This window comes from Campylobacter sp. RM12647, from assembly GCF_020138135.1.
In the GTDB taxonomy this organism is placed as follows: domain Bacteria; phylum Campylobacterota; class Campylobacteria; order Campylobacterales; family Campylobacteraceae; genus Campylobacter_E.
Genome location: NZ_JACGAS010000010.1, coordinates 1 through 23,589 on the forward strand (window position 1 = coordinate 1; position 23,589 = coordinate 23,589).

Annotated in this window: 25 protein-coding genes and 1 tRNA gene; 19 read left to right on the top strand and 7 right to left on the bottom strand. The window is 29.2% G+C overall.

Features of this window, described 5'->3' with window-relative positions; translation table 11 throughout:
• Nucleotides 1–153: 153 nt before the first annotated feature.
• Nucleotides 154–1,500: a cation:dicarboxylate symporter family transporter gene (locus AVBRAN12647_RS04960; protein ID WP_336614784.1), complete on the bottom strand. Its 1,347-nt coding sequence runs from the start codon at nt 1,498–1,500 to the stop codon at nt 154–156.
• A gap of 82 nt (nt 1,501–1,582) precedes the next feature.
• Between AVBRAN12647_RS04960 and AVBRAN12647_RS04965 the strand changes: the two genes are divergently transcribed.
• The 4 genes from AVBRAN12647_RS04965 to AVBRAN12647_RS04980 all read left to right on the top strand — a co-directional run bounded on the left by AVBRAN12647_RS04965 (nt 1,583) and on the right by AVBRAN12647_RS04980 (nt 5,033).
• The gene (locus AVBRAN12647_RS04965; RefSeq protein WP_214117496.1) at nt 1,583–1,909 is read left to right on the top strand and encodes a rhodanese-like domain-containing protein; all 327 of its coding nucleotides are present in this window, start codon (nt 1,583–1,585) and stop codon (nt 1,907–1,909) included.
• Between the two features lie 267 nt (nt 1,910–2,176).
• Nucleotides 2,177–4,246 (top strand): ribonucleoside triphosphate reductase, encoded by a 2,070-nt coding sequence (locus tag AVBRAN12647_RS04970; RefSeq protein WP_442862274.1) that lies wholly within the window; start codon nt 2,177–2,179, stop codon nt 4,244–4,246.
• The gene (gene nrdD, locus AVBRAN12647_RS04975; protein ID WP_214117495.1) at nt 4,243–4,374 is read left to right on the top strand and encodes an anaerobic ribonucleoside-triphosphate reductase; all 132 of its coding nucleotides are present in this window, start codon (nt 4,243–4,245) and stop codon (nt 4,372–4,374) included. Before AVBRAN12647_RS04970 ends, nrdD begins: the two co-directional genes overlap by 4 nt.
• A complete protein-coding gene (locus AVBRAN12647_RS04980; RefSeq protein WP_336614785.1) occupies nt 4,371–5,033 on the top strand; it encodes an anaerobic ribonucleoside-triphosphate reductase activating protein in 663 nt (220 codons plus the stop codon). Before nrdD ends, AVBRAN12647_RS04980 begins: the two co-directional genes overlap by 4 nt.
• A 27-nt stretch (nt 5,034–5,060) precedes the next feature.
• On the opposite strand, the gene bamD is transcribed toward AVBRAN12647_RS04980, so the two are convergent.
• Nucleotides 5,061–5,723, bottom strand: coding sequence for an outer membrane protein assembly factor BamD (gene bamD / locus AVBRAN12647_RS04985; RefSeq protein WP_214117493.1), 663 nt, complete (start codon nt 5,721–5,723; stop codon nt 5,061–5,063).
• Nucleotides 5,724–5,807: 84 nt separating this feature from the next.
• Here bamD and fliW point away from each other — a divergent pair, with 84 nt between their 5' ends.
• Both fliW and AVBRAN12647_RS04995 read left to right on the top strand, forming a co-directional pair.
• Nucleotides 5,808–6,218 (top strand): flagellar assembly protein FliW, encoded by a 411-nt coding sequence (gene fliW, locus AVBRAN12647_RS04990; protein WP_214117492.1) that lies wholly within the window; start codon nt 5,808–5,810, stop codon nt 6,216–6,218.
• Nucleotides 6,215–6,952 carry a pyrroline-5-carboxylate reductase gene (locus AVBRAN12647_RS04995; RefSeq protein WP_336614786.1) on the top strand — a complete coding sequence of 246 codons (738 nt, stop codon included), beginning with the start codon at nt 6,215–6,217 and terminating at the stop codon, nt 6,950–6,952. Before fliW ends, AVBRAN12647_RS04995 begins: the two co-directional genes overlap by 4 nt.
• A 29-nt stretch (nt 6,953–6,981) precedes the next feature.
• On the opposite strand, the gene AVBRAN12647_RS05000 is transcribed toward AVBRAN12647_RS04995, so the two are convergent.
• The 5 genes from AVBRAN12647_RS05000 to rpsL form a co-directional block, all read right to left on the bottom strand.
• Entirely contained in the window at nt 6,982–7,515 is a 534-nt protein-coding gene (locus AVBRAN12647_RS05000) for a YagU family protein (RefSeq protein WP_336607175.1), read from the bottom strand.
• Nucleotides 7,516–8,471: 956 nt separating this feature from the next.
• A tRNA-Arg gene (locus AVBRAN12647_RS05005) sits at nt 8,472–8,548 on the bottom strand.
• 58 nt (nt 8,549–8,606) lie between these two features.
• Nucleotides 8,607–10,682 (bottom strand): elongation factor G, encoded by a 2,076-nt coding sequence (gene fusA, locus AVBRAN12647_RS05010; RefSeq protein ID WP_214117489.1) that lies wholly within the window; start codon nt 10,680–10,682, stop codon nt 8,607–8,609.
• 12 nt (nt 10,683–10,694) lie between these two features.
• A complete protein-coding gene (gene rpsG, locus AVBRAN12647_RS05015) occupies nt 10,695–11,165 on the bottom strand; it encodes a 30S ribosomal protein S7 (RefSeq protein WP_336614787.1) in 471 nt (156 codons plus the stop codon).
• Nucleotides 11,166–11,243: 78 nt separating this feature from the next.
• Complete coding sequence (gene rpsL, locus AVBRAN12647_RS05020) at nt 11,244–11,651, bottom strand: 30S ribosomal protein S12 (protein WP_214117487.1); 408 nt, start codon at nt 11,649–11,651, stop codon at nt 11,244–11,246.
• 170 nt (nt 11,652–11,821) lie between these two features.
• Here rpsL and AVBRAN12647_RS05025 point away from each other — a divergent pair, with 170 nt between their 5' ends.
• From AVBRAN12647_RS05025 to AVBRAN12647_RS05085, 13 genes are read left to right on the top strand one after another with little or no spacing between them, the layout of a single operon-like run.
• Nucleotides 11,822–12,211, top strand: a complete 390-nt coding sequence (locus AVBRAN12647_RS05025; RefSeq protein ID WP_214117486.1) for an NAD(P)H-quinone oxidoreductase subunit 3 — start codon at nt 11,822–11,824, stop codon at nt 12,209–12,211.
• Complete coding sequence (locus AVBRAN12647_RS05030; protein WP_214117485.1) at nt 12,193–12,693, top strand: NuoB/complex I 20 kDa subunit family protein; 501 nt, start codon at nt 12,193–12,195, stop codon at nt 12,691–12,693. Before AVBRAN12647_RS05025 ends, AVBRAN12647_RS05030 begins: the two co-directional genes overlap by 19 nt.
• Complete coding sequence (locus AVBRAN12647_RS05035) at nt 12,693–13,484, top strand: NADH-quinone oxidoreductase subunit C (RefSeq protein ID WP_239803316.1); 792 nt, start codon at nt 12,693–12,695, stop codon at nt 13,482–13,484. Before AVBRAN12647_RS05030 ends, AVBRAN12647_RS05035 begins: the two co-directional genes overlap by 1 nt.
• A complete protein-coding gene (gene nuoD / locus AVBRAN12647_RS05040) occupies nt 13,484–14,710 on the top strand; it encodes an NADH dehydrogenase (quinone) subunit D (protein ID WP_214149680.1) in 1,227 nt (408 codons plus the stop codon). Before AVBRAN12647_RS05035 ends, nuoD begins: the two co-directional genes overlap by 1 nt.
• Nucleotides 14,707–14,934 (top strand): NADH-ubiquinone oxidoreductase subunit E family protein, encoded by a 228-nt coding sequence (locus AVBRAN12647_RS05045; protein ID WP_214117482.1) that lies wholly within the window; start codon nt 14,707–14,709, stop codon nt 14,932–14,934. Before nuoD ends, AVBRAN12647_RS05045 begins: the two co-directional genes overlap by 4 nt.
• Complete coding sequence (locus AVBRAN12647_RS05050) at nt 14,931–15,578, top strand: hypothetical protein (protein WP_214117481.1); 648 nt, start codon at nt 14,931–14,933, stop codon at nt 15,576–15,578. The genes AVBRAN12647_RS05045 and AVBRAN12647_RS05050 overlap by 4 nt, the downstream gene beginning before the upstream one ends.
• On the top strand, nt 15,568–17,973 hold the full coding sequence (locus tag AVBRAN12647_RS05055) for an NADH-quinone oxidoreductase subunit G (RefSeq protein WP_214117480.1): 2,406 nt from the start codon (nt 15,568–15,570) through the stop codon (nt 17,971–17,973). Before AVBRAN12647_RS05050 ends, AVBRAN12647_RS05055 begins: the two co-directional genes overlap by 11 nt.
• Nucleotides 17,966–18,961 (top strand): NADH-quinone oxidoreductase subunit NuoH, encoded by a 996-nt coding sequence (gene nuoH, locus AVBRAN12647_RS05060; protein ID WP_214117479.1) that lies wholly within the window; start codon nt 17,966–17,968, stop codon nt 18,959–18,961. Before AVBRAN12647_RS05055 ends, nuoH begins: the two co-directional genes overlap by 8 nt.
• 9 nt (nt 18,962–18,970) lie before the next feature.
• Nucleotides 18,971–19,642 (top strand): NADH-quinone oxidoreductase subunit NuoI, encoded by a 672-nt coding sequence (nuoI, locus tag AVBRAN12647_RS05065; protein WP_214117478.1) that lies wholly within the window; start codon nt 18,971–18,973, stop codon nt 19,640–19,642.
• Nucleotides 19,635–20,144, top strand: coding sequence for an NADH-quinone oxidoreductase subunit J (locus tag AVBRAN12647_RS05070; RefSeq protein ID WP_214117477.1), 510 nt, complete (start codon nt 19,635–19,637; stop codon nt 20,142–20,144). The genes nuoI and AVBRAN12647_RS05070 overlap by 8 nt, the downstream gene beginning before the upstream one ends.
• The gene (nuoK, locus tag AVBRAN12647_RS05075) at nt 20,141–20,419 is read left to right on the top strand and encodes an NADH-quinone oxidoreductase subunit NuoK (protein WP_214117476.1); all 279 of its coding nucleotides are present in this window, start codon (nt 20,141–20,143) and stop codon (nt 20,417–20,419) included. The genes AVBRAN12647_RS05070 and nuoK overlap by 4 nt, the downstream gene beginning before the upstream one ends.
• Entirely contained in the window at nt 20,410–22,215 is a 1,806-nt protein-coding gene (gene nuoL, locus AVBRAN12647_RS05080) for an NADH-quinone oxidoreductase subunit L (RefSeq protein WP_442862226.1), read from the top strand. Before nuoK ends, nuoL begins: the two co-directional genes overlap by 10 nt.
• Nucleotides 22,208–23,584 carry a complex I subunit 4 family protein gene (locus AVBRAN12647_RS05085; protein WP_214117474.1) on the top strand — a complete coding sequence of 459 codons (1,377 nt, stop codon included), beginning with the start codon at nt 22,208–22,210 and terminating at the stop codon, nt 23,582–23,584. Before nuoL ends, AVBRAN12647_RS05085 begins: the two co-directional genes overlap by 8 nt.
• The last annotated feature ends 5 nt before the right edge of the window (nt 23,585–23,589 follow it).

Consider the following 23,589-nt stretch of genomic DNA (forward strand, 5'->3'; position numbering starts at 1 on the left):
TCAGGTAAAACCTTATTTTTCTTGGTTTTCATTATTTTTTTTAATAAAAATTGTTGCTATGCAAACTAGCACAGCAAATAAAGAAAAAGCTTGTTCTAACACTTGCATTTGATATCCTTTCATATTGCAGGATATCAAAAGCAAAAAGTATTCCTAATCTTGTATTTTAAAATCATTAGGGTGGTCTAGTGCGTAGCGGAATTTTTCCATATCTATTTGTTTATTCCATATAGCAACTATTAAGCAAGCAACAGAGTTACCGCATAAGTTTCCACACGCTCTCATCTCACTCATAAACTTATCAACTCCTAATAAAACGGTGATTGTTGCAACAGGGATTAAATTATCTCCTAATGAGCTAAGAGTTCCTGCTAAAACGATAAAGCCGCTTCCTGTTACTCCAACAGCACCTTTACTAGTAACCATTAATATAAGTAAAATTGTAATTTCTTGCCATAAGCTAATATCTATATTAAATGCTTGTGCTAAAAATATTACAGCCATAGCTAGATAAATATTTGTACAATCTAAGTTAAAGCTATATCCAGTAGGTAAAACTAAACCAACACAGCTTTTATCAATTCCTGCTTTTTCTAATTTTTTCATAAGTGGTAATAATGCACTCTCGCTTGAGCTCGTTGTAAATACGATTAATAATTCTTTAGCTATAAATCTAATGAATTTAAATATATTTACTTTAGCTACATAACAAATTATTCCTAAAACTCCAAATATAAATACACAACAAGCAGCAAGCATAACAAATAATAAATATCCCATATTTACAAGTGAGCTTAAGCCAAATTTTGATATTAGATAAGCCATAGCACCAAATGTAGCAAGTGGGCTAAAATACATAATTAAAGTAAGAATTTTAAATACAAATGATTGGAACACTTCTAAAGCTTTTTTGATATATTCTCTATCTTGTTCTTTTAAAGTTATTACAATAAATGCTGTAAATAATGCTATAAATAAAACTTGCAATGTTTTTCCATCTGTAAATGGGCTTACTAAATCTTGTGGAATTGCTCCTTTTAAAACTCCCCAAAAACTACTTTCACTACCTTGAGAAGCTTTTACATATTTATCAACACTTGACGCATCTAAAGCATTGATATCAAGATTCATACCAACTCCTGGTTGCATAATTCTTGCCATAAATATACCCACTATTAGAGCAAGTGTGCTTACTACTTCAAAGTAAATTACAGCCTTAACACCAATTCCGCCGATTTTTTTAATATCTCCTAGCCCAACTATTCCTAGAATAATCATTACAAAAATGATAGGTCCAATTAAAAGCTTTAATGCTTTAATAAACATATCAATAAACACTTTAGACCAAATAGCTAGATTTTCTATTCCAAGTGCTTCTATTTTAATAGGAGGCATGGCTCCAACAACAATTCCTAGGATTAATCCTACAATAACCCAAAAAATAAGGCTTTTAAAATACCTGCTCATTTTTTTTTCCTTTTTTAGATAATATTCACTCATAATAACCAAAAAAATATTTTTTTGATAATTTTTAATAATAAATTAGATAAAAAATGTTACGAATTTACACAAAGGATAAAATATGAATATAAATATCAATGCAAAAGATATAGATTTTGACAAACATTTAATAGTAGATATTAGAACTCAAGAAGAAATTGATGAATTTAGTTTAGAAGATACTTTACTTTATCCTATAGATTTTAATTCAGCTGATGAAGAAATTATCAAAAAAGACTTTGATGAGATTATTAAAAATAATTCTAAAACATTAGTAATTATGTGTAGAAGTGGAGCAAGAAGTGCGTTTTTATGTGAGTTTTTAAATCAAAAAGAAAAAATCGCTCTTAATTTATCAGGTGGTATTATTGCAATGTGTCAAAATTACCCAGATAAAGTAAAAAATTAATTAAAATCATTACAATATGTAACATATTTGACTATTTATAATAATTATTATTAAAATAGTCAAATAATTAAAATTTTTAAAAAATTCTTATTTTAAATTCTTTTTATCAAAATCAAACAAAGTCCGATACGATAAATGTTTTAAATATTTTAAAATTATTATTAATTACTTTAAAGTTTCAGTTTGATTTTGGCTTAACTTAGTAGCAACTTTTCTTTAACTTTTAAAAATAAAATGAAAATATTCATTATAAAAAGGACAATCAAAATGATACTTAAAAGAAATGGATTAAAAGAAGTTTTTAAACCTTATAAGATAGAAAATGCTATCAAAAAAGCTTATGCAAGTTGCAATAAAGAAGCTTCAAATTCTTTAATATCTTTAGTTATTAAAGAGTGTGAAAACAAAGACTTAGTAAGCGTTGAAGAAATACAAGACAAAATTGAAAAAACACTATTTAATGAAAAAGAATTTGAAGTATTGAAAAACTTTATGCTTTATAGACACACTAGAAAACTTCGTCGTGAAAAAGACCTAGAATATGGCACTTATATTAACTGCTCAAATACAATAAGCGAATATATAAACAAAAGCGATTGGAGAATTAATGCTAATTCAAACACAGGCTATTCTCACGCAGGACTTATAAATAATACTGCAGGAAAAGTTATTGCAAATTATTGGCTAGATAATGTCTATAGTGATGAAATGGGCTTAGCACATAGGAATGCTGATTTTCATATACACGATTTAGATTGTCTTAGTGGATATTGTGCAGGTTGGAGTTTAAGAGTATTATTAAATGAAGGATTTAATGGGGTAAGAAGTAGGGTTGAAAGCAAAGCTCCTAGGCATTTTAAAGAAGCTTTAGGGCAAATGGCTAATTTTTTGGGTATTTTACAAAGCGAATGGGCTGGGGCTCAAGCGTTTTCAAGCTTTGATACTTATCTTGCTCCTTATGTTTTTAAAGATAAATTGAGTGATTTAGAGATTAAAAAGGCTTTAATAAGTTTTGTTTATAACCTAAATGTTCCTGCTCGTTGGGGACAAAGTCCATTTACTAATATTACTTTAGACATAGTTTGTCCACAAGATTTAAAAAATCAATTTCCAACCACTAATGATATTCATTTTTTTAAGGGCATAAAAGATGATGAGTTAGAACAAAAGGCAAAAATGCGTGGCAAAAACTCACTAGAAGAGCTAACTTATGGTGATTTTGAAGAAGAAATGCAAAGAATTGTTAGGATATTTTATGAAGTTTTAAGCGAAGGCGATAAAAACCATCAGCCCTTTACCTTTCCAATACCTACTATAAATCTTACTGAAGAATTTGATTGGAATAGCGAAGTAGCCGATGCGATTTTTGAAAATACAGCAAAAATGGGCTCATCATATTTTCAAAATTTCTTAGGTTCACAATATAAATTAGATGAGTTTGGCAATAAAGTAGAAGATGAAAATGCTTATAAACCAAATGCGGTTCGCTCTATGTGTTGTAGGCTTCAGCTTGATTTAAGAGAATTGTTAAAGCGTGGCGGTGGGCTTTTTGGAAGTGCTGAAATGACAGGAAGTATTGGCGTAGTTACTATTAATCTAGCTCGTTTGGGGTATTTGTATAAAGCAGATGAAAAGGGTCTTTATAAACGCTTAGATGAGTTATTAGTTTTAGCCCGTGATAGTCTTGAATTAAAAAGGGCTTTCATTCAAAAAATGTATGATAGGGGGCTTTATCCTTATACTAAAAGGTATTTGCCAAGTTTTAATAATCATTTTTCAACTATAGGGATAAATGGGGCTAATGAAATGCTTAGAAATTTTAGTAATGATTCTTATGATATAAGTTCAGAAATAGGAAAAGATTTTTGCATTAAATTAGTAAATTATATTAGAGAAAAAATTAAGCAATTTCAAGAAGAAACAGGTAATTTATATAATCTTGAAGCCACTCCAGCAGAAGGGACGACCTATCGTTTTGCTAAAGAAGATAAAAAAAGATTTAAAGATATTATCCAAGCAGGAAATGGTGATGAGATTTATTATACAAATAGCACTCAACTACCTGTAAATTACACTGATGATCCATTTTTTGCACTCAATATGCAAGATGATTTGCAGTGTGCTTATACGGGTGGAACCGTTCTTCATCTTTATATGAAAGAAAGATTAGAAAACAAAGAAATTTGTAAAAGATTGGTTCAAAAAATAGCGAATAATTATCGTTTACCATATTTTACGATAACGCCTGTTTTTAGCGTATGTCCAATACATGGATATATTGCAGGAGAGCATGAGTATTGCCCTAAATGTGATGAATTATTAAAGGAGAAAGAATGAAAAATAATGAAAAAAGAACAAAATGTATGGTTTATACTAGAGTAATGGGTTATCACAGACCCGTAGAAAGCTTTAATCTAGGCAAAAAAGGCGAACATAAAGAAAGGAAAATGTTTGTTATCAAATGATTTATGATATTACCCCTTTTAGCGTGATTGATTATCCTAATTATATCTCTTGCATAGTGTGGATTGCAGGTTGTAATTTAAGGTGTAAATATTGCTATAACGAGCATATTATAAATGGTTTTTCTAATGTAAGTAAAAATCAATTAAAAAGCTTTTTAGAAAGTAGGGTAGGTTTGGTTGATGGGGTTGTTTTTAGTGGTGGAGAATGTACTAATTCTGCTAATTTATTAGATTATATAAAATTAGCAAAAAGCTTAGGCTATTTAATTAAAATTGATAGCAATGGCTCAAATCCTAATGTAATTAAAAATATTTTAGAAAATGATTTAGCAAATTATTTTGCTATTGACTTTAAAGCCCCTAAAGAGAAACTAAAAGCTCTTACGGGGCTTGATTATTTTGATAAGTTTGATAAGACTTTAGATATTTTGCTAGATTTTAAAGCAGAATTTGAAATAAGAACTACTTGGCATTTTGATTTGCTTAGTGTTGATGAAGTGCTTAAGATGAATGAGTATTTAAGAAAAAAAGGTTATAAAAATAAATATTATTTGCAAAAATTCCTAGAAGTGCTAAATATTGCTAATCTAAAGCAAAGCATTAAAACGATTGATTTTAATAGACTTAATGATGATTTTGTGTTAAGGAATTTTAATTAAATAAAATTTAGGAATTAAATTCCTAAATCAAAGTGCATAGCTGCTTTCAAATAATCTTCTATACCAAGGAAGTCTTGGTTTTATATATTTAATATCGTTTAAATCACTATCTTTAATCTTTTTATCATAGATTTCTTCGCTTATATCATGTCCCATTCTTCTATATAAATTCCTAATATCAGTATCTAGCATAATTTGAGTAAGATTTAATTTAGTCTTAATGCTATTTACTAAAGGCGTATATTTTGAATTTTTATAAGTAGATAAGAAAATATCAGCATCTTTAATTGAGTCTAAAAGCAAATATTGATTTCTATTAGGCAATGAAAAAGCATAAAAATTATTTCTAATTTTAAGATAATTTAGCCATTCGTAATTTTGGCTATTACCATATAGCTTTATATATTCATCTATGTAATAATTTGCTAATAAATACTCGTGCTCATTTGCGTGTGCTTGTGATAAAATTAGCATAGCACTTGCTAAAAGTGGGCTATTTATATGCTCGCTATACAAAGATATATAATCACTATCTGCTTTTTCTAAATCATTCTTTTTTACACTTTCAATGATTTTTTCTAACCAAGCACTATCGCTTAAATTATAATCATCAAACATATCTTTTTTATTGCTAGCACAAGCGCTAAAAAATATCGTTAAAATTAGTAAAAAAATATTAAGTTTTTTCATTTATTTTCCTTTAAAAAGGCGATTATAAGTTCTAATGTTAAATATTTATTATATACTTAGGATATTTTTTTTAAAGGAGAAATAATGATATTTGAAGTTAAGTTTCCTATATTAGGTTTTGAAGATACTACAAAAGTAGAGTTAGAAAAAATGTATGATTGTTTCGCGAGATTAAAGAGTGTTGATGGTAGAGGTTTTACATTTACTATGCTAAATCCTTATGCTATTTGTAAAGAATACGAATTTGATATGCCACTTTCTTACAAAGCTTTACTTGAAGTTACAGCTAGTTCAAATATTGAAATTTATAATATTTTGATTTTAAATAAAAGCGTTGAAGAATCTACTATAAATATGTTAGCTCCGGTGATTTTAAACCACGATAATAACACTATGGCACAAATTATTTTAGACCCAACTCAATATCCATTCTATCATCCAACAGAAAAGATTAAAAATTTCTTACAACAAAATATGAATGAACTAAAGCAATGAATGAAAATATTTATATCCTTGGCAATGGCAAAATGGCGAAAGCTATTGCTAAAGGATTAGAAAATTCAAATTTTAATGTGGTTTTTGTAGTAAGAAATAAATTAAATGTAGGTGTTAAAAATTGTATTTCTTATGAAGAATTTGATATTACTAATAAGATTTGTATTTTATGCTTTAAGCCATATAATTTAGATGAAGTTAGTAAAAAATTTTTAGGTAAAACTGCAAAAATTATCATTAGTCCTTTAGCAGGAATTAGTATTGATAGTTTAAAAGTAATTTCAGCTGAATATTATTTAAAAATTATGCCAAATATTGCTGCTGAATACAATAAATCTTGCACTACTTATGTAGGAGATAAAACTCATAAATATTTTGATTTAGCTTTAAATATTATTAAAGGTTTTGGGGTGGCAATAGAATGTGAGAATGAAAATGAGCTCAATTTAGCTATGGCTATTAATGGTTGTGCCCCTGCGTTTTTAGCATTAGTTGCTGAAGCTTTAGCTAATGGTGGAGTTAGTATAGGGCTTAAAAACGATAAATCTTATGAGTTGGTAAAATCATTATTTGCTAGTTTTGAGAGTTTAATTGCTAATAATCATCCAGCATTAATTAAAGAAGGCGTATGTTCTCCTGCTGGAGTTAGTATAAAAGGTGTTAATGTTTTAGAAGATGAAGCTGTTAGAAGTGCTTTTATAAAAGCTATAAAAGCTAGTGCAAATAAAAATTAATTTACACACCTATAAAAGGTGTGTAAAGCTTATTCAATATCAGGTGATTTTGTAATTCTATTTCTTATATCTCTTCTTACTATTTCCATTCCCCATAGCCATACAATATGTCCAAATATTTCTGATAAATGTTCATCAAATGGAATTTGTGATAAAGGTGGAACTTGTGCTATTAAAGGCATTACAATTACATGCGCGAATAAATATACGAAGAATCCAAATACAGCACCTTGCCACATTTTAATACGAGGCCAAATTTCTGCAATCATACAATACATAACACCAAATACGATTGAAAATCCAACATGAACAATGAAAATTGATAAAGGCATATCCATACCTGAAAACATATAAGTAAAATCAGTAGGCATACCAATTTGTTCTAAAAATATTTTAGGTGGAGTGGTTCTTTCTAATGCATCAAGAGGCCAAACAAAATTAGGATTTCTTGGTGGAAATGGCACTTCCCAGCCCCATTTAACAATAGCACCGAATATACCAGCTAGAATTCCAATCCAAAAAGATAAAGTCAAACGCCTATCGCTAGGTTTTGTAAAAGTCATAAAATCTCCTTAAAAATAAATTAAAACTGAATTATACTAACTAATATTAATAATTAAATAAAATATATTATCTTTTAATAATATTTATTAATTAATTACCTAAATTATTAATTTTATTAAAATAAATTAATATAGTTTTTCATACTATTAATTTAAACAAATATATATTTTTTATATATTATTTTATAAAATTTTAAAAGTATTATTTTAAATTATTTATAAATAATATATAGATGATTATTTTAAGTATATGTTATAAATTAGAAAAGTATAGCGATAGTATTTATAAAATAAAGATAAGGTTTGTAGTATTTAATTTATAATATATGTTTTTTATTTGTAATAAAAGCTTTTTTTATTTCAAGTATTGCAACTGCTCTTATATTTATTTAAACTTATGGTATAAAGCTATAATTTATATGCTAATAATTACAATATTATTTTCTCTATATTGGTTACATTTAATAATCATAGTCTTATCCGTGAATATTTAAGATTTTTGATAATTGCTAGTTTAGTTAATTGGAAATAATATATTTAAACATTTTAGAATTCAAATACATAAATTATACTGCATTGGCATTTGCAATTTTAGTATACAAATCAATATATTAAGCTTAAAATTAGTGCTTAAATACGATTAAATATATTAGAATTAATATTTTAAAATATTAAGAGTATTTTTTAATAGTAATTAATAAAGAGAATGCAAAATCACTTATACATTTAGTTAAATTATTAGATTGGTTATATCTCACATAAATATAGTAGAAACGCTTTCTTTGTGCCTTTTAGGTTTTATGCTTTATCACTCGCTATTTATTTATGATTGTTTCTTAGTAATTTTTTAAATATTTTAAGTCTTATTATATGTTTTTATAAGTAAAGATAAAATATAAAATAATTATAAAAAATACTTTAGAAGCTTAAATATATATTTTAAAATCAATATTAAGTGGTGTCCCCAACAGGATTTGAACCTGTGGCCTTAGAATTAGGAATTCTACGCTCTATCCAGCTGAGCTATGAGGACTAAAAGATTTGATTATTATTTTTTGAAGAACTAGGGATTTTAATCCCTAGTTTAGATATTACATATTTCTTTTTTTGATGATTTCTTCAGAAACATTTCTTGGAACTTCACTATAGTGGTCAAATTCCATTGAATATGTAGCACGACCTTGTGTTTGGCTTCTTAAGTCAGTTGAATATCCAAACATTTCAGCAAGTGGGCAGAATGCTGCGATGATTTTATTTCCACCACGCTCATCCATACTATTTACTTGACCACGGCGTTTATTTAAATCTCCAATTACATCACCCATATAATCTTCAGGTGTTTCAACTTCAACTTTCATAATAGGTTCAAGTATTACAGCACCAGCTTTTCTAGCACCTTCTTTAAAGCCCATTGAAGCAGCTAATTTAAATGCCATTTCGCTTGAGTCAACTTCGTGATAACTTCCATCAAATAGTGTAACTTTTACGTCTTCTACAGGATATCCAGCTAAAACACCATTTTGTAATGCTTCTTGAATACCTTTATCAACTGCAGGAATATATTCTTTTGGAACAACCCCACCTTTAATATCATTAACGAATTCGTATCCTTTACCTGGCTCAAGTGGCTCAAGGCGTAAGAATACATGTCCATATTGACCACGACCACCAGATTGTTTTGCATATTTATATTCTTGCTCAACACTTTGGCGGATTGTTTCACGATAAGCAACTTGTGGCTTACCTACTTCAGCATCAACTTTAAATTCTCTAAGCATTCTATCTACGATAATTTCAAGGTGTAATTCACCCATACCTGAAATAATAGTTTGTCCGCTTTCTTCATCAGTTGAAACTCTAAAGCTTGGGTCTTCTTGTGCAAGTTTATTAAGTGCGATACCCATTTTTTCTTGGTCAGCTTTAGTTTTTGGCTCAACTGCAACACTAATAACAGGATCAGGGAAATCCATTTTTTCTAAAATTACTTTATCTTTTTCACTTGCTAAAGTATCACCTGTTAGTGTATCTTTTAGACCTACGATAGCACCAATTTCTCCAGCATAAAGTTCTTTAATTTCCTCACGCTTGTTTGAGTGCATTTTTAATAAACGACCAATTCTTTCTTTTTTATCTTTTGTTGCATTGTAAGCATAACTACCACTTTCAAGTTTTCCACGATAAACACGAACGAAAGTAAGTTGTCCAACGAATGGGTCAGTCATAATTTTGAATGCTAATCCTGCAAATTCGCCATCATCAGTTGATTTAACACTTGTTTCTGTGCCGTCTTCATATTGACCACGAATATCTGCAACTTCATCAGGAGCTGGTAAATATTTTACAACAGCATCTAGTAGTGGTTGAACACCTTTGTTTTTGAATGCAGTTCCACAGCACATAGGAATAATTGATAAATCAAGGCAACCTTTTTTGATACCTTTGTAGATTTCATCGTTTGTTAATTCTTCTCCACCTAGGTATTTATCCATTAGTTCTTCACTAGTTTCAGCAACTGCTTCTACTAATTTTGTTCTATATTCTTCAGCTTTTTCTTTTAAGTCAGCTGGAATTTCAATTTCTGTATAATCTGTTGGTTTTTTATCATCATCCCAAACATAAGCAACCATTTTTACTAAATCAACTACACCACGGAATGTGTCTTCAGCACCAATTGGAATTTGAATTGGAACTGGATTAGCTTTTAAACGATTTTTAATTTGTGCTTCAACATTATAAAAATTTGCTCCAACCCTATCCATTTTATTTACGAATACTATTCTTGGAACATGATATTTATTTGCTTGTCTCCATACGGTTTCACTTTGTGGTTGAACTCCACCAACAGAGCAAAATACTGATACAGCACCATCTAAAACCCTCATTGAACGCTCAACTTCAATAGTAAAGTCAACGTGGCCTGGGGTGTCAATTAGGTTGATTTGGTGGTCTTTCCAAAAGCAAGTTGTAGCAGCTGAAGTAATTGTAATACCACGCTCTTTTTCTTGCTCCATCCAGTCCATTGTAGCTGTACCTTCGTGAGTTTCACCAATTTTATGACTCATACCAGTAAAGAATAAAATTCTTTCTGATGTTGTAGTTTTTCCTGCGTCAATGTGCGCAGCAATACCAATATTTCTAACACGAGATAAAGGAGTTTGTCTTGCCATTTTAACTCCTTTTTACCATCTATAATGTGCAAATGCTTTGTTCGCTTCTGCCATTTTGTAAGTATCTTCTTTTTTCTTGAATGCTGCACCTTTGCTATTTGCTGCATCCATTAACTCACCTGCTAATTTTTCAATCATTGTTCTTCCGCTTCTTTTTCTAGCGTTTAGAATAATCCAGCGAATTGCTAGTGCTTGTTGGCGAACAGGGCGAACTTCAACAGGAACTTGATAAGTTGCACCACCAACACGGCGTGCTTTAATTTCTAAAACAGGTTTTACATTTTCAATAGCATCATTAAATACATCTATACCTTTAACTTCGCTATTTTTAGACGATATTAAATCAATCGCACCATATAAAATTTCAGTAGCAACAGATTTTTTACCATCATACATTAATGAATTAATAAATTTTGTAATTACTTTACTACCATAAATAGGATCAGCTAGAACTTCTCTAACTTGTGCTCTTCTTCTTCTCATTTTTTCCTCTTCAACTTTAAATTATAATTTACTCAAATTATGCCGCATATCTAAGCTGCAAATCTGTGAAACTCGTTTTTATTTTTTGCCTTTTGTAGGAGCTGCTGCTTGACCTGGCTTTGGTCTTTTTGTTCCATATTTTGATCTTGAAACTGTTCTCTTTGCAACACCTGCAGTATCTAAAGCACCACGAACGATGTGATACTTAACACCTGGTAAGTCTTTAACCCTTCCGCCACGCACTAAAACGATGCTGTGTTCTTGTAGGTTGTGTCCTTCACCACCAATATAACTAATAACTTCAAATCCTGTTGTTAATCTAACTTTTGCAACTTTTCTTAACGCTGAGTTAGGTTTTTTAGGAGTTGTAGTATAAACTCTTGTACAAACGCCACGTCTTTGTGGGCAATCTTTTAACGCTGGTGATTTTGATTTAACAATCACTTTTTTGCGTTCTTTTCTAACCAATTGATTTATGGTAGGCACGTTTCATCCTTTCAAAAAATTTATTAAAAAGTCGTGATTATATAATATTTTTCTTAAAAAAGTTTTAATACTTTTAACCTTAATTGAGAACAAGAAATAATTAAGTTTTTTTCACTATCATTTACGAATTATTTTTTAGTAAATCCAAAAAAATTTTGAAAGGAATTAAAATGTCTAGTTCAGATGTGGATATTCAGTATTTCGGCATTTTAGCAATGTTAGTTATTGCTACAGGCTTATTTTTTGGACTAGTTTTTTTAGCAAAAACAATAGGAAATTCTTTAGCTAGAAAAAATAGAAAAAAATTAGGCTTAGGACCTTATGAGTGCGGACCTTTACCGCAAAAACAAGCAGTTAAAATAAATTCACAATTTTTTATTTTTGCTTTAATTTTTATCTTGTTTGATATAGAAGTTGTTTTTATGTATCCTTGGGCTTTAATGTATAAGCAATTAGGACTTTTTGCATTGATTGAAATGGTTTGTTTTTTTGTTTTACTTTTAGTTGGTTTTATCTATGCGTATAAAAAAGGAGCGTTACAATGGCAGAGCATCAATTAAACACAAATGGAATGCCAATAGCTTTAACTTCGGTAGATAAGTTAGTTGGTTGGGGTCAAAGTAACTCTTTATGGGCATTTTCTTATGGTCTTGCTTGTTGTGCTATTGAGATGATGGCTGGTGGTGGTTCAAGGTATGATTTTGATAGATTTGGAACTATTTTTAGAGCAAGTCCAAGACATAGCGATGTAATGCTTGTAGCTGGAACTCTTAGTAAAAAACATGCAGAATTTACAAGAAGATTATACGATATGATGCCTGATCCAAAGTGGGTTATATCTGTTGGTAGTTGCGCAAACACTGGTGGTATGTTTAATACTTATTCAACGGTTCAAGGTGTTGATAGGATAGTTCCTGTTGATATTTATGTTCCTGGTTGTGCTCCACGCCCTGAAAGTTTTCAGTTTGCTTTAATGATACTTCAAAAGAAAATTAGAAAAGAAAAAATATCTAAAAAAATAGCAGCAAAAAGGTTGGTGTAATGAGAGAATATAAAGACAAGATTAATGCGCAAAAGCAAGACTACTACAAAGATAGATTTTATCACGCACCACAAACTACTAAAATTGATATAAAAGGTAGTGAATTTGAATATTTATTTGATGAGTTTAATAATAATTTTTCTGTTTTAAATTCTTTTATTGAGCTTGATATTGCAGTTTTTATAATCAATAAAGAAGATAATTTAAAGGCTTTAAGAAAGGCTAAAGATTTAGGTTTTACAACTTTTACTGAATTGATTTGTTCTGATTATTTGGCTAAAGATAATTCTTATGAAGTTCAATATCTTTTATTAAATATGAATAAAAAACAAAGGCTTAGAATAGTTACAACCTGTAAGGCAGATGAAGCTATTGAAAGTGGAGTTTGTGTATTTAAGGGTTTAAATTGGTCTGAAAGAGAAGCTTATGATATGTTAGGTGTAAATTTTATTAATCACCCTAATTTAAAAAGACTATTAATGCCTGATGATTGGTTTGATTATCCACTTAAAAAATCTTATCCTTTAGAAGGAGATGAATTTGCCAAATGGTATGAAATAGATAGAATTTTTGGTAAGGAATATCGTGAAGTTGTAGGGCCTGAAAATCGTGATTCAGGAAGAGTTGATTGTAATGATACAAATAATTTTTCTAGAATTTATCATGAAGTTCCAAAAGGAGCTGAGCCTATTAGTATTGCTTATAAACAAGAATATCAAGAAGATGAAGGCGTAATGTTTGTTAAGAAAGTTAAGCGTGCTGATTCAAAATTCATAGAAGGAAGAAGATAATGCAAATACCATCAAAGTTAAAACCTTATTATGAAAATGTAGCCTTTAGTAAAGAAGATGGCAGAATGATTATAAATCTTGGTCCTCAGCACCCAAGCTCACACGGAAACTTAAGATTAGTGTTAGAGCTTGATGGGGAAAAAGTAGTTAAATGCACTCCAATGATTGGTTATATGCATCGTGGTATGGAAAAAATGGCTGAAAATATGATTTATCAAGAATTTATTCCAACTACTGATAGAATGGATTATGTAGCAGCAAGTGCAAATAACTATGCTTATGTAGCAGCTGTTGAGAAGCTTTGTGGTTTAGAAATTCCTAGAAGAGCTCAAATCATTAGAATGATGTTATTAGAATTAAATAGACTTGCTAGTCATTTATTATGGCTTGCAACTCACGCACTTGATATTGGAGCAATGACTGTATTTTTATATTGCTTTAGAGAGCGTGAATATGTTATGGATTTAATAGAAAAATATTGTGGTGCAAGACTTACACATTCATCTATGAGAATAGGTGGTGCAATGCTTGATTTACCTGCCAATTTTACTCAAGAATTATTAGCATTTTGTGATAAATTCTTAAACGATGTAAAAGATTATGAAACCTTACTTGATGATAATAGAATTTGGCGTCTTAGAACAGAAGGCGTTGGGGTTGTTACAAAAGAACAAGCATTAAGCTGGGGTTGTAGTGGCGTAATGCTTCGTGGAAGTGGAATTGAATGGGATATTAGAAAAGAAGAGCCATATTTACTTTATAATGAAGTTCAATTTGGTGTTCCGGTTGCAAACCAAGGAGATACTTACGCAAGATATAAATGCTATATGCAAGAGTTTCGTGAGAGTGTAAAAATACTTAGACAATTAGTGCCTATGTATAGAGAGAGTTCTCCTGAATTAATTTGCAACAATAAAGAATTTGTAAGTGCAAGTAAAGAACAAATTATGACTCAAAATTATTCTTTAATGCAGCATTTCGTATTAGTTACTCAAGGTCTTCGCCCACCTGTTGGAGATGTATATGTGCCAACAGAAAGTCCTAAAGGAGAGCTTGGATATTTTATTAAAAGTGATGGTTCAACTAGACCTTATCGTCTTAAAGCTAGAACTCCTAGTTTTTGGCATTGTTCGTTTTATGAAGAGCTTTTGGTTGGAACTTATGTGGCTGATGTTGTGGCTATTATGGGTTCAACAAATATTGTTTTAGGGGAGATTGATAGATGAGAAGAATTGACCTTAGAAAAAGTAAAGATTTATTTGCTGATTTAAAAACTCATATTGATAATGCTAAAGCTAATGAAGTTTTGGTTGTTTTATTTGAAATCGGAGATTTTTCTAATATTGATAAATCTTATGAATTTGTAGCTAATAATAATTGTAAGATGATGAACTCACTTAAGTTTAATCAAAGTGATTGGACTATAGTTATTAAAAAGGAGGCAAAATGAAAATATTAAGCTTCTTAAATTATGCAAGTAAAGAAGTCTTAAGTCATTTTAGCCAAGATAAAATAGTAAATATCGGTAGTTTTTACGATGAGAGATTAAAACAAAAATTTTATAAATGCGAACTAGGAACCGAAAGCTATGTTTTAGCATTGTTTTGCACTATGCTTAATTTAAGCGAATTTGATATAGGCGAACTTAGTGCTGAGAGTTGTTTTGGAGAAGAAGAAGCTAGTGAGATTTTAGAATTTTTAAAGAGTGCTGATTTAATTTTATTAGATAGTAATTTGCTTTATCATAAAGACAAAAATATATATTATTTTGCAAGTAAATTGGCTAAACATTTTGATTTAAAACTTATGTTTGATTATGAATTAAAAGATGTTGAGTTGGTTGAATTAGATGATAATAATGGGCTTATTTTATATGAATGTTTAGATAATGATGATTTTATAGTAAGTCCAGCTTTTGCAAATCTTGCAAAAATTAAAGAATTTGATTTAGTAGAAATTAAAACAAAAACTAAAACATTAAAAAAGAAAGTAAAAATTGATAATAGTTTAAAAGGATTATTTGCATTAAGTAAAAAAGATAATGCTTATGCGTTTAGTCCTTGTGTGGTTAAAGGAGTAAGCAATGAAAATTAACATTAATGGTAAAGAATGCTTAGCTAATGATGGCGATTATGTTTTACAAGTTGCTCGTGCTAATGATATTTTCATACCTGCAATTTGCTATTTAAATGATTGCAGTCCAACTTTAGCTTGCAGAATGTGTATGGTTGAAATTGATGGCAAACGCTCATACGCTTGTAATACTAAAGTAAAAGATGGAATGCAAGTATTAAGCAATACTAAAGAATTATGGGACGAAAGAAATGCTATTATGCAAACTTATTGCATAAATCACCCATTACAATGCGGAGTTTGTGATAAAAGTGGAGAATGTGAATTACAGAATTTCACGCATAAAGCACAAGTAGATACTCAAAATCATTGGATAAAAGAAATAGATAGAAGACATCAAGATTGGGGTGCTTTACAATATGACCCAAGTCTTTGTATAGTTTGTGAAAGATGTATTACCGTATGTAAGGACAAAATCGGAGATAGTGAGTTAAAAACTATAGCTCGTGGTGGAGATGCACCTGATAAAGATTTTAAAGATACTATGAGTAAAGATGCTTATGCAGTTTGGACAAAATTTCAAAAATCACTAATAGCTCCACAAAATGGAACAACTTTAGATTGTCAAGAATGTGCTGAGTGTGTTAGTGTTTGTCCGACTGGTGCAATTATTAATAAGAATTTTCAATATCGCTCAAATGCTTGGGAACTTACTCGCATACCTGCTAGTAATCCACATAGTAGTGATTGTGAGCTTATGTATTATGATGTTAAACAAAAAAGTATTAAAGATAATACTAAGATGGTTTATAGAGTTTCAAATGATTTTCATTTTACTACTTTAAATAAGGCTGCAAGATTTGCTTATGATATAGCAAGTGATTGTAAAGGTAAAGATGAAGTAGAGTTTAATCGCTTAGTATCGTTGTTTAAAGATAATAAAATTAAAAATGTGAAATTTAACAGCTATATAACAAATGAAGAAGCATATATTTTAGAATTACTTAGACAAAAATATGGCTTTAATTTAGTAAATAATGAAGCTTTATGTTTTCAAGATTTCTTAAAGACTTTTTGCGCTCATTCAGGTAGTTTTTATAATGCAAGTAGTGATGATGTTAAAAAATCTGATTTTATCGTAATTGCAGGAAGTTTTTTAAGACACGATAATCCTACTTTATCTTATAAGGTAAATAATGCAATTGTTATGAATAAGGGTGCTGGGCTTTATTTTCATCCTATTAAAGATACAAAATTTTCAAAAATTGCTAAGAATTTCGTAAGTGTAAATTGTGATTATGGTAAAGAAGCTCAAGTTTTAGAATTTATTTTACAATATTTTGCAAAAGACTTGCCGCAGGATTTAGCATATATCAAAGACGCTTTTTATGAAGAACAAATTGAAGTAGAAGTTAAAAGTAAAGATGCTGAAGGCAATGAGATTAAAGAGAAAAAGCAAGAAACAATCAAAAAATCAAGCCTAGCTAAAGAATTAGGATTTGATGAAGATAAATTAAAAGATTTATTACTTAAAAAAGCTAATTTTACTTTAATTATCGGAAATGATTATTTTTACCATGAAAATGCAAAATATTTAGCGTATTTACTTGCAAATATTCAAAAATTAACTGATTTTAAAGTTATGTTAATCCCACCACGCACTAATACTTTAGGTGTAAGTTTATTGTGTAAATTAAGTAAAGCTAGTGATGGTTTTACTCTAGGATATAATGAGCGTGGAGATTTCTCATTTTCAAATGATGAGCATAATAATCTTGCTAGTTCAAATCTACTTGAGCAAGAAGGAACATTTGTAAATTATGATAAAAGGCTTGTTCCTACGAATGCTGCACTTAAATTTAAAGGATATTATTTAAATGATTTAGCAAATGCTCTTGGATTAGATGCACTTTATACGATTGAATATACAGAGCAATTACCTAAAGATAAAGGCTTTTTAAATATTGCTTTTGATGATTTGACAAATCATTATGATAATGCAGGAAATAATCATCGTGGGTATTTAATTGATACTTGTGAGTTTGTAAAGAATTTAAAACAAGATAATCAAATTCCACAAAATATAAAATCAACTTGCGAATGTAAAAAAGATGATATTGTAATACTTGCAAACCCAATTGGAAATCTATCAAAATATACTAATAAATCAAGCTTTTTTAACGAATGTGCTTCACTTTACGCAAGTAAAGATTATCTAGCTAAACATAATTTAAAAGAAAATTCTATGGTTAAGATTTATGATGATAAAGATGAAATTATTATAAAAGTAGTTTTAGATAAGAATATTGAAAATGGTGCTTATTTACCTACTTTTGATGATAAGATTAATCCTTATAAATTCTTTAAAACAAGACGCTACTATGCGTTAAATATAAAGGAAATTAGCTATGAGTGAGACTATGTTTTTTATAATCGTTACGCTGATTAAATGTCTTTTAGTAATTGCAATTTTTGCTTCATTAGCTGGATTTGCAACTTATTTAGAAAGAAAGGTTTTAGGTTATGTTCATAGAAGACTTGGGCCTGATATGGTAGGACCTGCTGGTGTTTTACAAATCGTGCCTGATATGATTAAATTATTTACAAAAGAAGATTTAATCCCATATATGACAAATAGTAAAGTATTTAAAGTAGCTCCTTTAGTATCAGCAATTTGTGCTTTTATGGCTTTTGCTGCTGTGCCGATTTTTCCTGAATTTACATTATTTGGGCATACGATAAAACCAATTATTGCTGATGTAAATATAGCGGTTTTATACATTGCTGGATGCTCATCACTTTGTGCTTATGCTATATTTTTAGGTGGTATGTCAAGTTCTAGTAAATATCCTTTAATAGGTGGTGCTAGGGGGCTTGTTACTATCATATCTTATGAAGGCGTTAGTGGTCTTTGCTTATTAGCTGTTGTTTTATTAACTGGTTCTATGAGCTTAGTTGATATTAACGCTTATCAAGAAGGTGGAATTTTATCTTGGTTAGTATTTAAACAACCAATTGCATTTGTTTTATTTACAATAGCAATTTTTATTGAAACAAACAGAACTCCTTTATGTCTAGCAGAAAACGACCCTGAATTAGTTGCAGGTTATGGCACTGAATATAGTGGTCTTCGCTGGGGAATGTTTTTTATAGGTGAATATGCTAGTATGATTTTAGGCTCAATTTTGATTACTTTATTATTTTTAGGTGGATATAACGATTTTTATTTCATACCAGGCGCTATTGCTATGATTTTAAAAATATGCTTTGTATTTTCTTGGTATTTTTGGGCTAGGGGGACTTTCCCACATTTAAGGGCTGATCAAGTTATGAGAATGAGCTATTTGATATTATTACCTGTTGCGGGTGCGAATTTAATCATAACTGCGTTATTGGCTTTATAAGGAGAATATATGAAAAAGTATTATGTAGTAGATGAAAAAAGAAAATTAATTCTTACTCCTTATGAAAAATTTATAAGAAGTGTTAAAAGATGTTTAAATACTGATTTAATCAGCGGTTTAGCATTTATAATTAATGAAACCTTAAAAAGGGGTAATTCAGCAACTATTAAATATCCAATGGAAAAAATCAAATTAGATAATCGTTATCGTGCTGTGCATAGATTGCAAAGATTTATTGAAAGCGAAAATGAACGCTGTATTGGTTGTGGGTTGTGTGAAAAAATTTGTATTTCAAATTGTATTAGAATGGAGACAAAATTAGGCGATGATGGTAGAAAATTAGTAAGTAATTATTCTATTAATCTTGGTCGTTGTATTTATTGTGGATTTTGTGCTGAAGTTTGTCCTGAACTTGCTATCGTGCATGGTGTTGAATATGAAAATGCAGCAGAGCAAAGGTCATATTTTGCACATAAAAAAGATATATTAACTCCAATTGATAATCTAATTAATCAAGTTGAATTTGAAGGTGCTGGAAGTTTAAGAGCTGATGCTGATGATTTTGTAAAAGTTACACCAAATTATTATGATGTAATGAAAGCAAGAGAAAGTGAAGCTTCAATTTCAAATTCTAGCGATACAAAAGAAGATAAAACGAATAAAGAGGCAAAAGATGTTTGAGTTAATTATATTTTATATTTTCGCTGCTTTAGTTGCGGGATTTTTTATAATTGCGGTAAGTTCTAAAAATATTTTATATTCTCTTAGCTCTCTTGCTTGTGGAATGGTATTTTTAAGCGCTCATTATTTTTTATTAGGAGCAGAGTTTTTGGGTGCTGCTCAAATTATAGTATATAGTGGGGCTGTTTTAGGGCTTTATAGTTTTGCTATGATGTTTTTTGATTTAAGCAAAGAATTAAAAGAAAAGCTAAAACATAAAAAAACTTTTTTTAGTTTAAGTATTTTAGCGAGTGTTCTTATGATAATTATGACTTTAGGATTTAAGTTAAATTTATCTCAATCAAGTTTATTGGTTAGCGAAGAGCTTGAAAATACTCGTAGTTTAGGGATTATTTTATTTACAAAATACCTTTTAGCTTTTGAGATAGTTGCAGTGGTTTTACTAATGGTAATAATAGCAGCTATTGTGCTAGTAGCAAAGAAGATAAAGGAAGAACAATGAATTATTTATTATTATCAATTGTATTGTTTTTGATTGGTTTAGTAGGAGTATTAAAAAGACAGAATTTAATAATGTTTTTTATATCTACTGAAATAATGTTAAATGCTGCAAATTTAGCTTTTGTAGCAATTTCAAAAATGCACAATGCTTTAGATGGGCAAGTTTTTGCTATTTTTATTATGGCAATAGCAGCTTGCGAAGTAGCTATTGGGCTTAGCTTTTGTGTGATTAAATATAGACGCGATAAAAGTCTAGATTTTGGAGAGTGCAAATGAGTTTATTATGTGTTTTATTTTTACCATTATTAAGTGCAATTTTTGCAGGAATTTATTCTTTTTCTCCAAAAAATAAAGTAATAGGTTATTTTTGTTCTTATTTAATGCTTTTAGCTTGTATTTTTGCTTTTATATCTTTATATTATTTAGCAGATAAGAATTTGTATATTAGTTTGGGTCATTGGATAGGAATTTTAAATGTTAATTTCGGCTTTTTAATAGATTCTGTTAGCCTTACTATGATGTGCGTTGTAACATTAGTTGCTACTTGTGTGCATTTTTATAGTATTTATTATATGGAACACGATGAAGGTTTTAATAAATTCTTTGCATTTTTAGGTTTATTCGTATTTTGTATGTTAATTTTAGTAATGAGCGATAATTTCTTATTATTATTTGTTGGATGGGAAGGCGTTGGTCTATGCTCTTGGTTATTAATCGGCTTTTGGTATCAAAATGAAAAATTCTCATTAGCAGCAAATGAAGCTTTTATTATGAATAGAATAAGCGATTTTGCAATGCTTTTAGGAATATTTTTAATATATTTTAATTTCGGAACTTTAAGTTATAAAGAAGTATTTGCTATATTAAGCTTTCACGAAATGTTAAATCCTAATTTATTAACTTTAATTGCTGCTTTATTATTTGTTGGTGCTATGGGTAAATCAGCTCAATTTCCATTCCATACTTGGCTAGCAAATGCGATGGCAGGTCCAACACCAGTTTCAGCATTAATCCACGCTGCTACGATGGTAACTGCTGGTGTTTATTTGGTAATTCGCTCTCACGATTTATTTTCGCAAGTTCCAAATGTAAGTTATTTTATAGCTTGTTTAGGTGCTTTTGTAGCTTTATTTGCTGCTTCAATGGCAATTGCTGCAAAAGATTTAAAAAGAATTGTGGCATTTTCTACACTTTCTCAACTTGGATATATGTTCGTAGCTTGTGGTTTAGGAGCTTATAAAATAGCATTATTTCATTTAGTAACTCACGCATTTTTTAAAGCATTATTATTCTTAGGTGCTGGAAATATTATGCACGCAATGCACGATGAATTAAACATTTATAAAATGGGTAAATTATATAAACCTATGAAAGTTACAGCAGTTTTAATGATAATTGCAAGTTTAGCTTTAAGTGGTATTTATCCATTCGCAGGATTTTTCTCAAAAGATAAGATTTTAGATTTTGCATTTGTAACAGAGCATTTTGGCTTATATTCTGTTTTATTATTTACAGCGTTTTTAACAGCGTTTTATAGTTTTAGACTATTAATGATGGTATTTTTTGCTCCAAAAAATCACACAATCCATCCACACGAAGCAAAACCTATAGCATTAATTGCAATGCTACCTTTAGCAATATTAGCAATTATTGCAGGTTTTTGGGATAGTAAATTCTTTGAATTTATCAGAATTCCTATGCAAGAATTACACCATAATTATGTATTAATTGCTATTTCTTTAGTGGTTGCTATAGTAGGAATTGTTTTAGCTATAGTAGTTTATAAAAATGGTGCAAAAGAAACTTGCAATTGTAAATATAAAAAGCTTTTAGAAAATGAATATTACATACCTAAATTATATGAGATTATTTTCATACAACCTTATAAATGTTTAGCTAAAGTATTAACAGGATTTGAAGAAGGTCTATATTCATTTATTTTTGAATGTCCTAAAAAGCTTTTAAGTCTTGTTTCTTGTGAGAACAAAAACAATAACTTAACTCTTCACATTGTGTTTATTTGTGCATTTTGTGTGTTTTTACTTTTAACAATGGTGGTGATATATGCTTAGTTTATTGATATTTTTACCTTTAATTTTTGGGGTTAGTGCATATTTTATAAATGATAAGGCTTCTAAAATTAGCGGAATTTTATTTTCTTTTATAATTTTATGCCTTAATTATTATGTGATAATTGATGAAATTCATACATTTAATTATACTTTAATAAAAGCTTTTAATTTTGGGATTAATTTAAAAGCTGATGAGATAGCATTTACTTTAGCTTTTGTTGCAAATTTAATGCTATTTTTGTCAATGTGCTTTTTTTCTAAACAAACAAAAGACTTTTTAATAAGTGCTATGATTTTAAGTGCTTGTATGAATGGTTTATTTTTAGCAAATGATGCTTTATTATTTTATATTTTTTGGGAAGTTTCATTATTTCCACTTTTATATTTAATGGTTAAAAACAATGAAGCAAAACTAGCTAGGTCATTTTTTGTATTTGCATTTTTAGGCTCAATTTTTATGCTACTTGCTATGATTTATCTAGCTTATAATGCAAGAGTTAATGATGCGATTTTAAATTTTGATATTAGTTATTTCTCAACTACAAATTTAAGTCCTATTGAAAATACTTTATTATTTATAGGATTTTTCTTAGCATTTGCTATAAAAGCTCCTATTTTTCCATTTCATAGTTGGGCTATTAAAACTTATTCAAAAGCACCTAATTTTGTTTCTGTAATGCTTGCAAGTTTTAAAATGGCGCCTTTTGGAATGATTAAGTTTTGCCTTCCTTTATTTGCTGTTAGCATTAATGAATTTAGTGGGATAATTTATACATTATGTATAATTTCAGCAATTTATGCAGCACTTCTAGCAAGCAATGCGAAAAATTATAAAGAATTAAGTGCAATGAGTTCAATATCACACTTAGGAATTATTTGTTTAGGTATTTTTTCTATGCATCCAATTGCTTTAAGTGGAGCTGTTGTTTATATGGTAGCTCATGCTATTGTAAGTGGGGCAATGTTTTTTTACGCTGAAATTTTAAAAGATAATTACAAAACTTATAATCTAAGTGAGTTAAAGGGCTTAGCTAAACATATGCCTTATTTGACATTTATTTTTGGAGTTTTATTATTTTCATCAATTTCTTTACCACTTACTATAAGCTTTGCAGGTGAGTTTTTGGTTCTTTATGGAGTATTTGCAGCTAGTAAGATGGCTGGAGTTTTTGCTACTTTAGTTGTGATACTTGGAGCTGTTTATATGTTAAATATGTTTAGAAATAGCTTTTTAAGTAAAGAAAATGAAGCTAAAGACATAAAGGTTAGTTTATCTAAGATAATAATTTTATCTTTCATAGCTTTGATTATAATTGTATTTGGAGTAAATCCTAATATAATTTTAGATTATATCAACTTTGCGGTATAAGGAGA

Bases quoted from the DNA above. Each gene is read 5' to 3' on its own strand.
- bamD (WP_214117493.1), bottom strand. From the start codon at position 5,723: ATGAAAAAACTTAATATTTTTTTACTAATTTTAACGATATTTTTTAGC.
- nuoK (WP_214117476.1), top strand. From the start codon at position 20,141: ATGAATTATTTATTATTATCAATTGTATTGTTTTTGATTGGTTTAGTA.
- nrdD (WP_214117495.1), top strand. From the start codon at position 4,243: ATGAAAAATAATGAAAAAAGAACAAAATGTATGGTTTATACTAGAGTA.
- AVBRAN12647_RS05030 (WP_214117485.1), top strand. From the start codon at position 12,193: ATGGCAGAGCATCAATTAAACACAAATGGAATGCCAATAGCTTTAACT.
- AVBRAN12647_RS04970 (WP_442862274.1), top strand. From the start codon at position 2,177: ATGATACTTAAAAGAAATGGATTAAAAGAAGTTTTTAAACCTTATAAG.
- AVBRAN12647_RS05085 (WP_214117474.1), top strand. From the start codon at position 22,208: ATGCTTAGTTTATTGATATTTTTACCTTTAATTTTTGGGGTTAGTGCA.
- AVBRAN12647_RS04980 (WP_336614785.1), top strand. From the start codon at position 4,371: ATGATTTATGATATTACCCCTTTTAGCGTGATTGATTATCCTAATTAT.
- nuoH (WP_214117479.1), top strand. From the start codon at position 17,966: ATGAGTGAGACTATGTTTTTTATAATCGTTACGCTGATTAAATGTCTT.
- rpsG (WP_336614787.1), bottom strand. From the start codon at position 11,165: ATGAGAAGAAGAAGAGCACAAGTTAGAGAAGTTCTAGCTGATCCTATT.
- nuoD (WP_214149680.1), top strand. From the start codon at position 13,484: ATGCAAATACCATCAAAGTTAAAACCTTATTATGAAAATGTAGCCTTT.
- nuoI (WP_214117478.1), top strand. From the start codon at position 18,971: ATGAAAAAGTATTATGTAGTAGATGAAAAAAGAAAATTAATTCTTACT.
- AVBRAN12647_RS05000 (WP_336607175.1), bottom strand. From the start codon at position 7,515: ATGACTTTTACAAAACCTAGCGATAGGCGTTTGACTTTATCTTTTTGG.
- fusA (WP_214117489.1), bottom strand. From the start codon at position 10,682: ATGGCAAGACAAACTCCTTTATCTCGTGTTAGAAATATTGGTATTGCT.
- AVBRAN12647_RS05025 (WP_214117486.1), top strand. From the start codon at position 11,822: ATGTCTAGTTCAGATGTGGATATTCAGTATTTCGGCATTTTAGCAATG.
- AVBRAN12647_RS05045 (WP_214117482.1), top strand. From the start codon at position 14,707: ATGAGAAGAATTGACCTTAGAAAAAGTAAAGATTTATTTGCTGATTTA.
- AVBRAN12647_RS05055 (WP_214117480.1), top strand. From the start codon at position 15,568: ATGAAAATTAACATTAATGGTAAAGAATGCTTAGCTAATGATGGCGAT.
- AVBRAN12647_RS04960 (WP_336614784.1), bottom strand. From the start codon at position 1,500: ATGAGTGAATATTATCTAAAAAAGGAAAAAAAAATGAGCAGGTATTTT.
- AVBRAN12647_RS05070 (WP_214117477.1), top strand. From the start codon at position 19,635: ATGTTTGAGTTAATTATATTTTATATTTTCGCTGCTTTAGTTGCGGGA.
- fliW (WP_214117492.1), top strand. From the start codon at position 5,808: ATGATATTTGAAGTTAAGTTTCCTATATTAGGTTTTGAAGATACTACA.
- AVBRAN12647_RS05035 (WP_239803316.1), top strand. From the start codon at position 12,693: ATGAGAGAATATAAAGACAAGATTAATGCGCAAAAGCAAGACTACTAC.
- AVBRAN12647_RS04965 (WP_214117496.1), top strand. From the start codon at position 1,583: ATGAATATAAATATCAATGCAAAAGATATAGATTTTGACAAACATTTA.
- AVBRAN12647_RS04995 (WP_336614786.1), top strand. From the start codon at position 6,215: ATGAATGAAAATATTTATATCCTTGGCAATGGCAAAATGGCGAAAGCT.
- AVBRAN12647_RS05050 (WP_214117481.1), top strand. From the start codon at position 14,931: ATGAAAATATTAAGCTTCTTAAATTATGCAAGTAAAGAAGTCTTAAGT.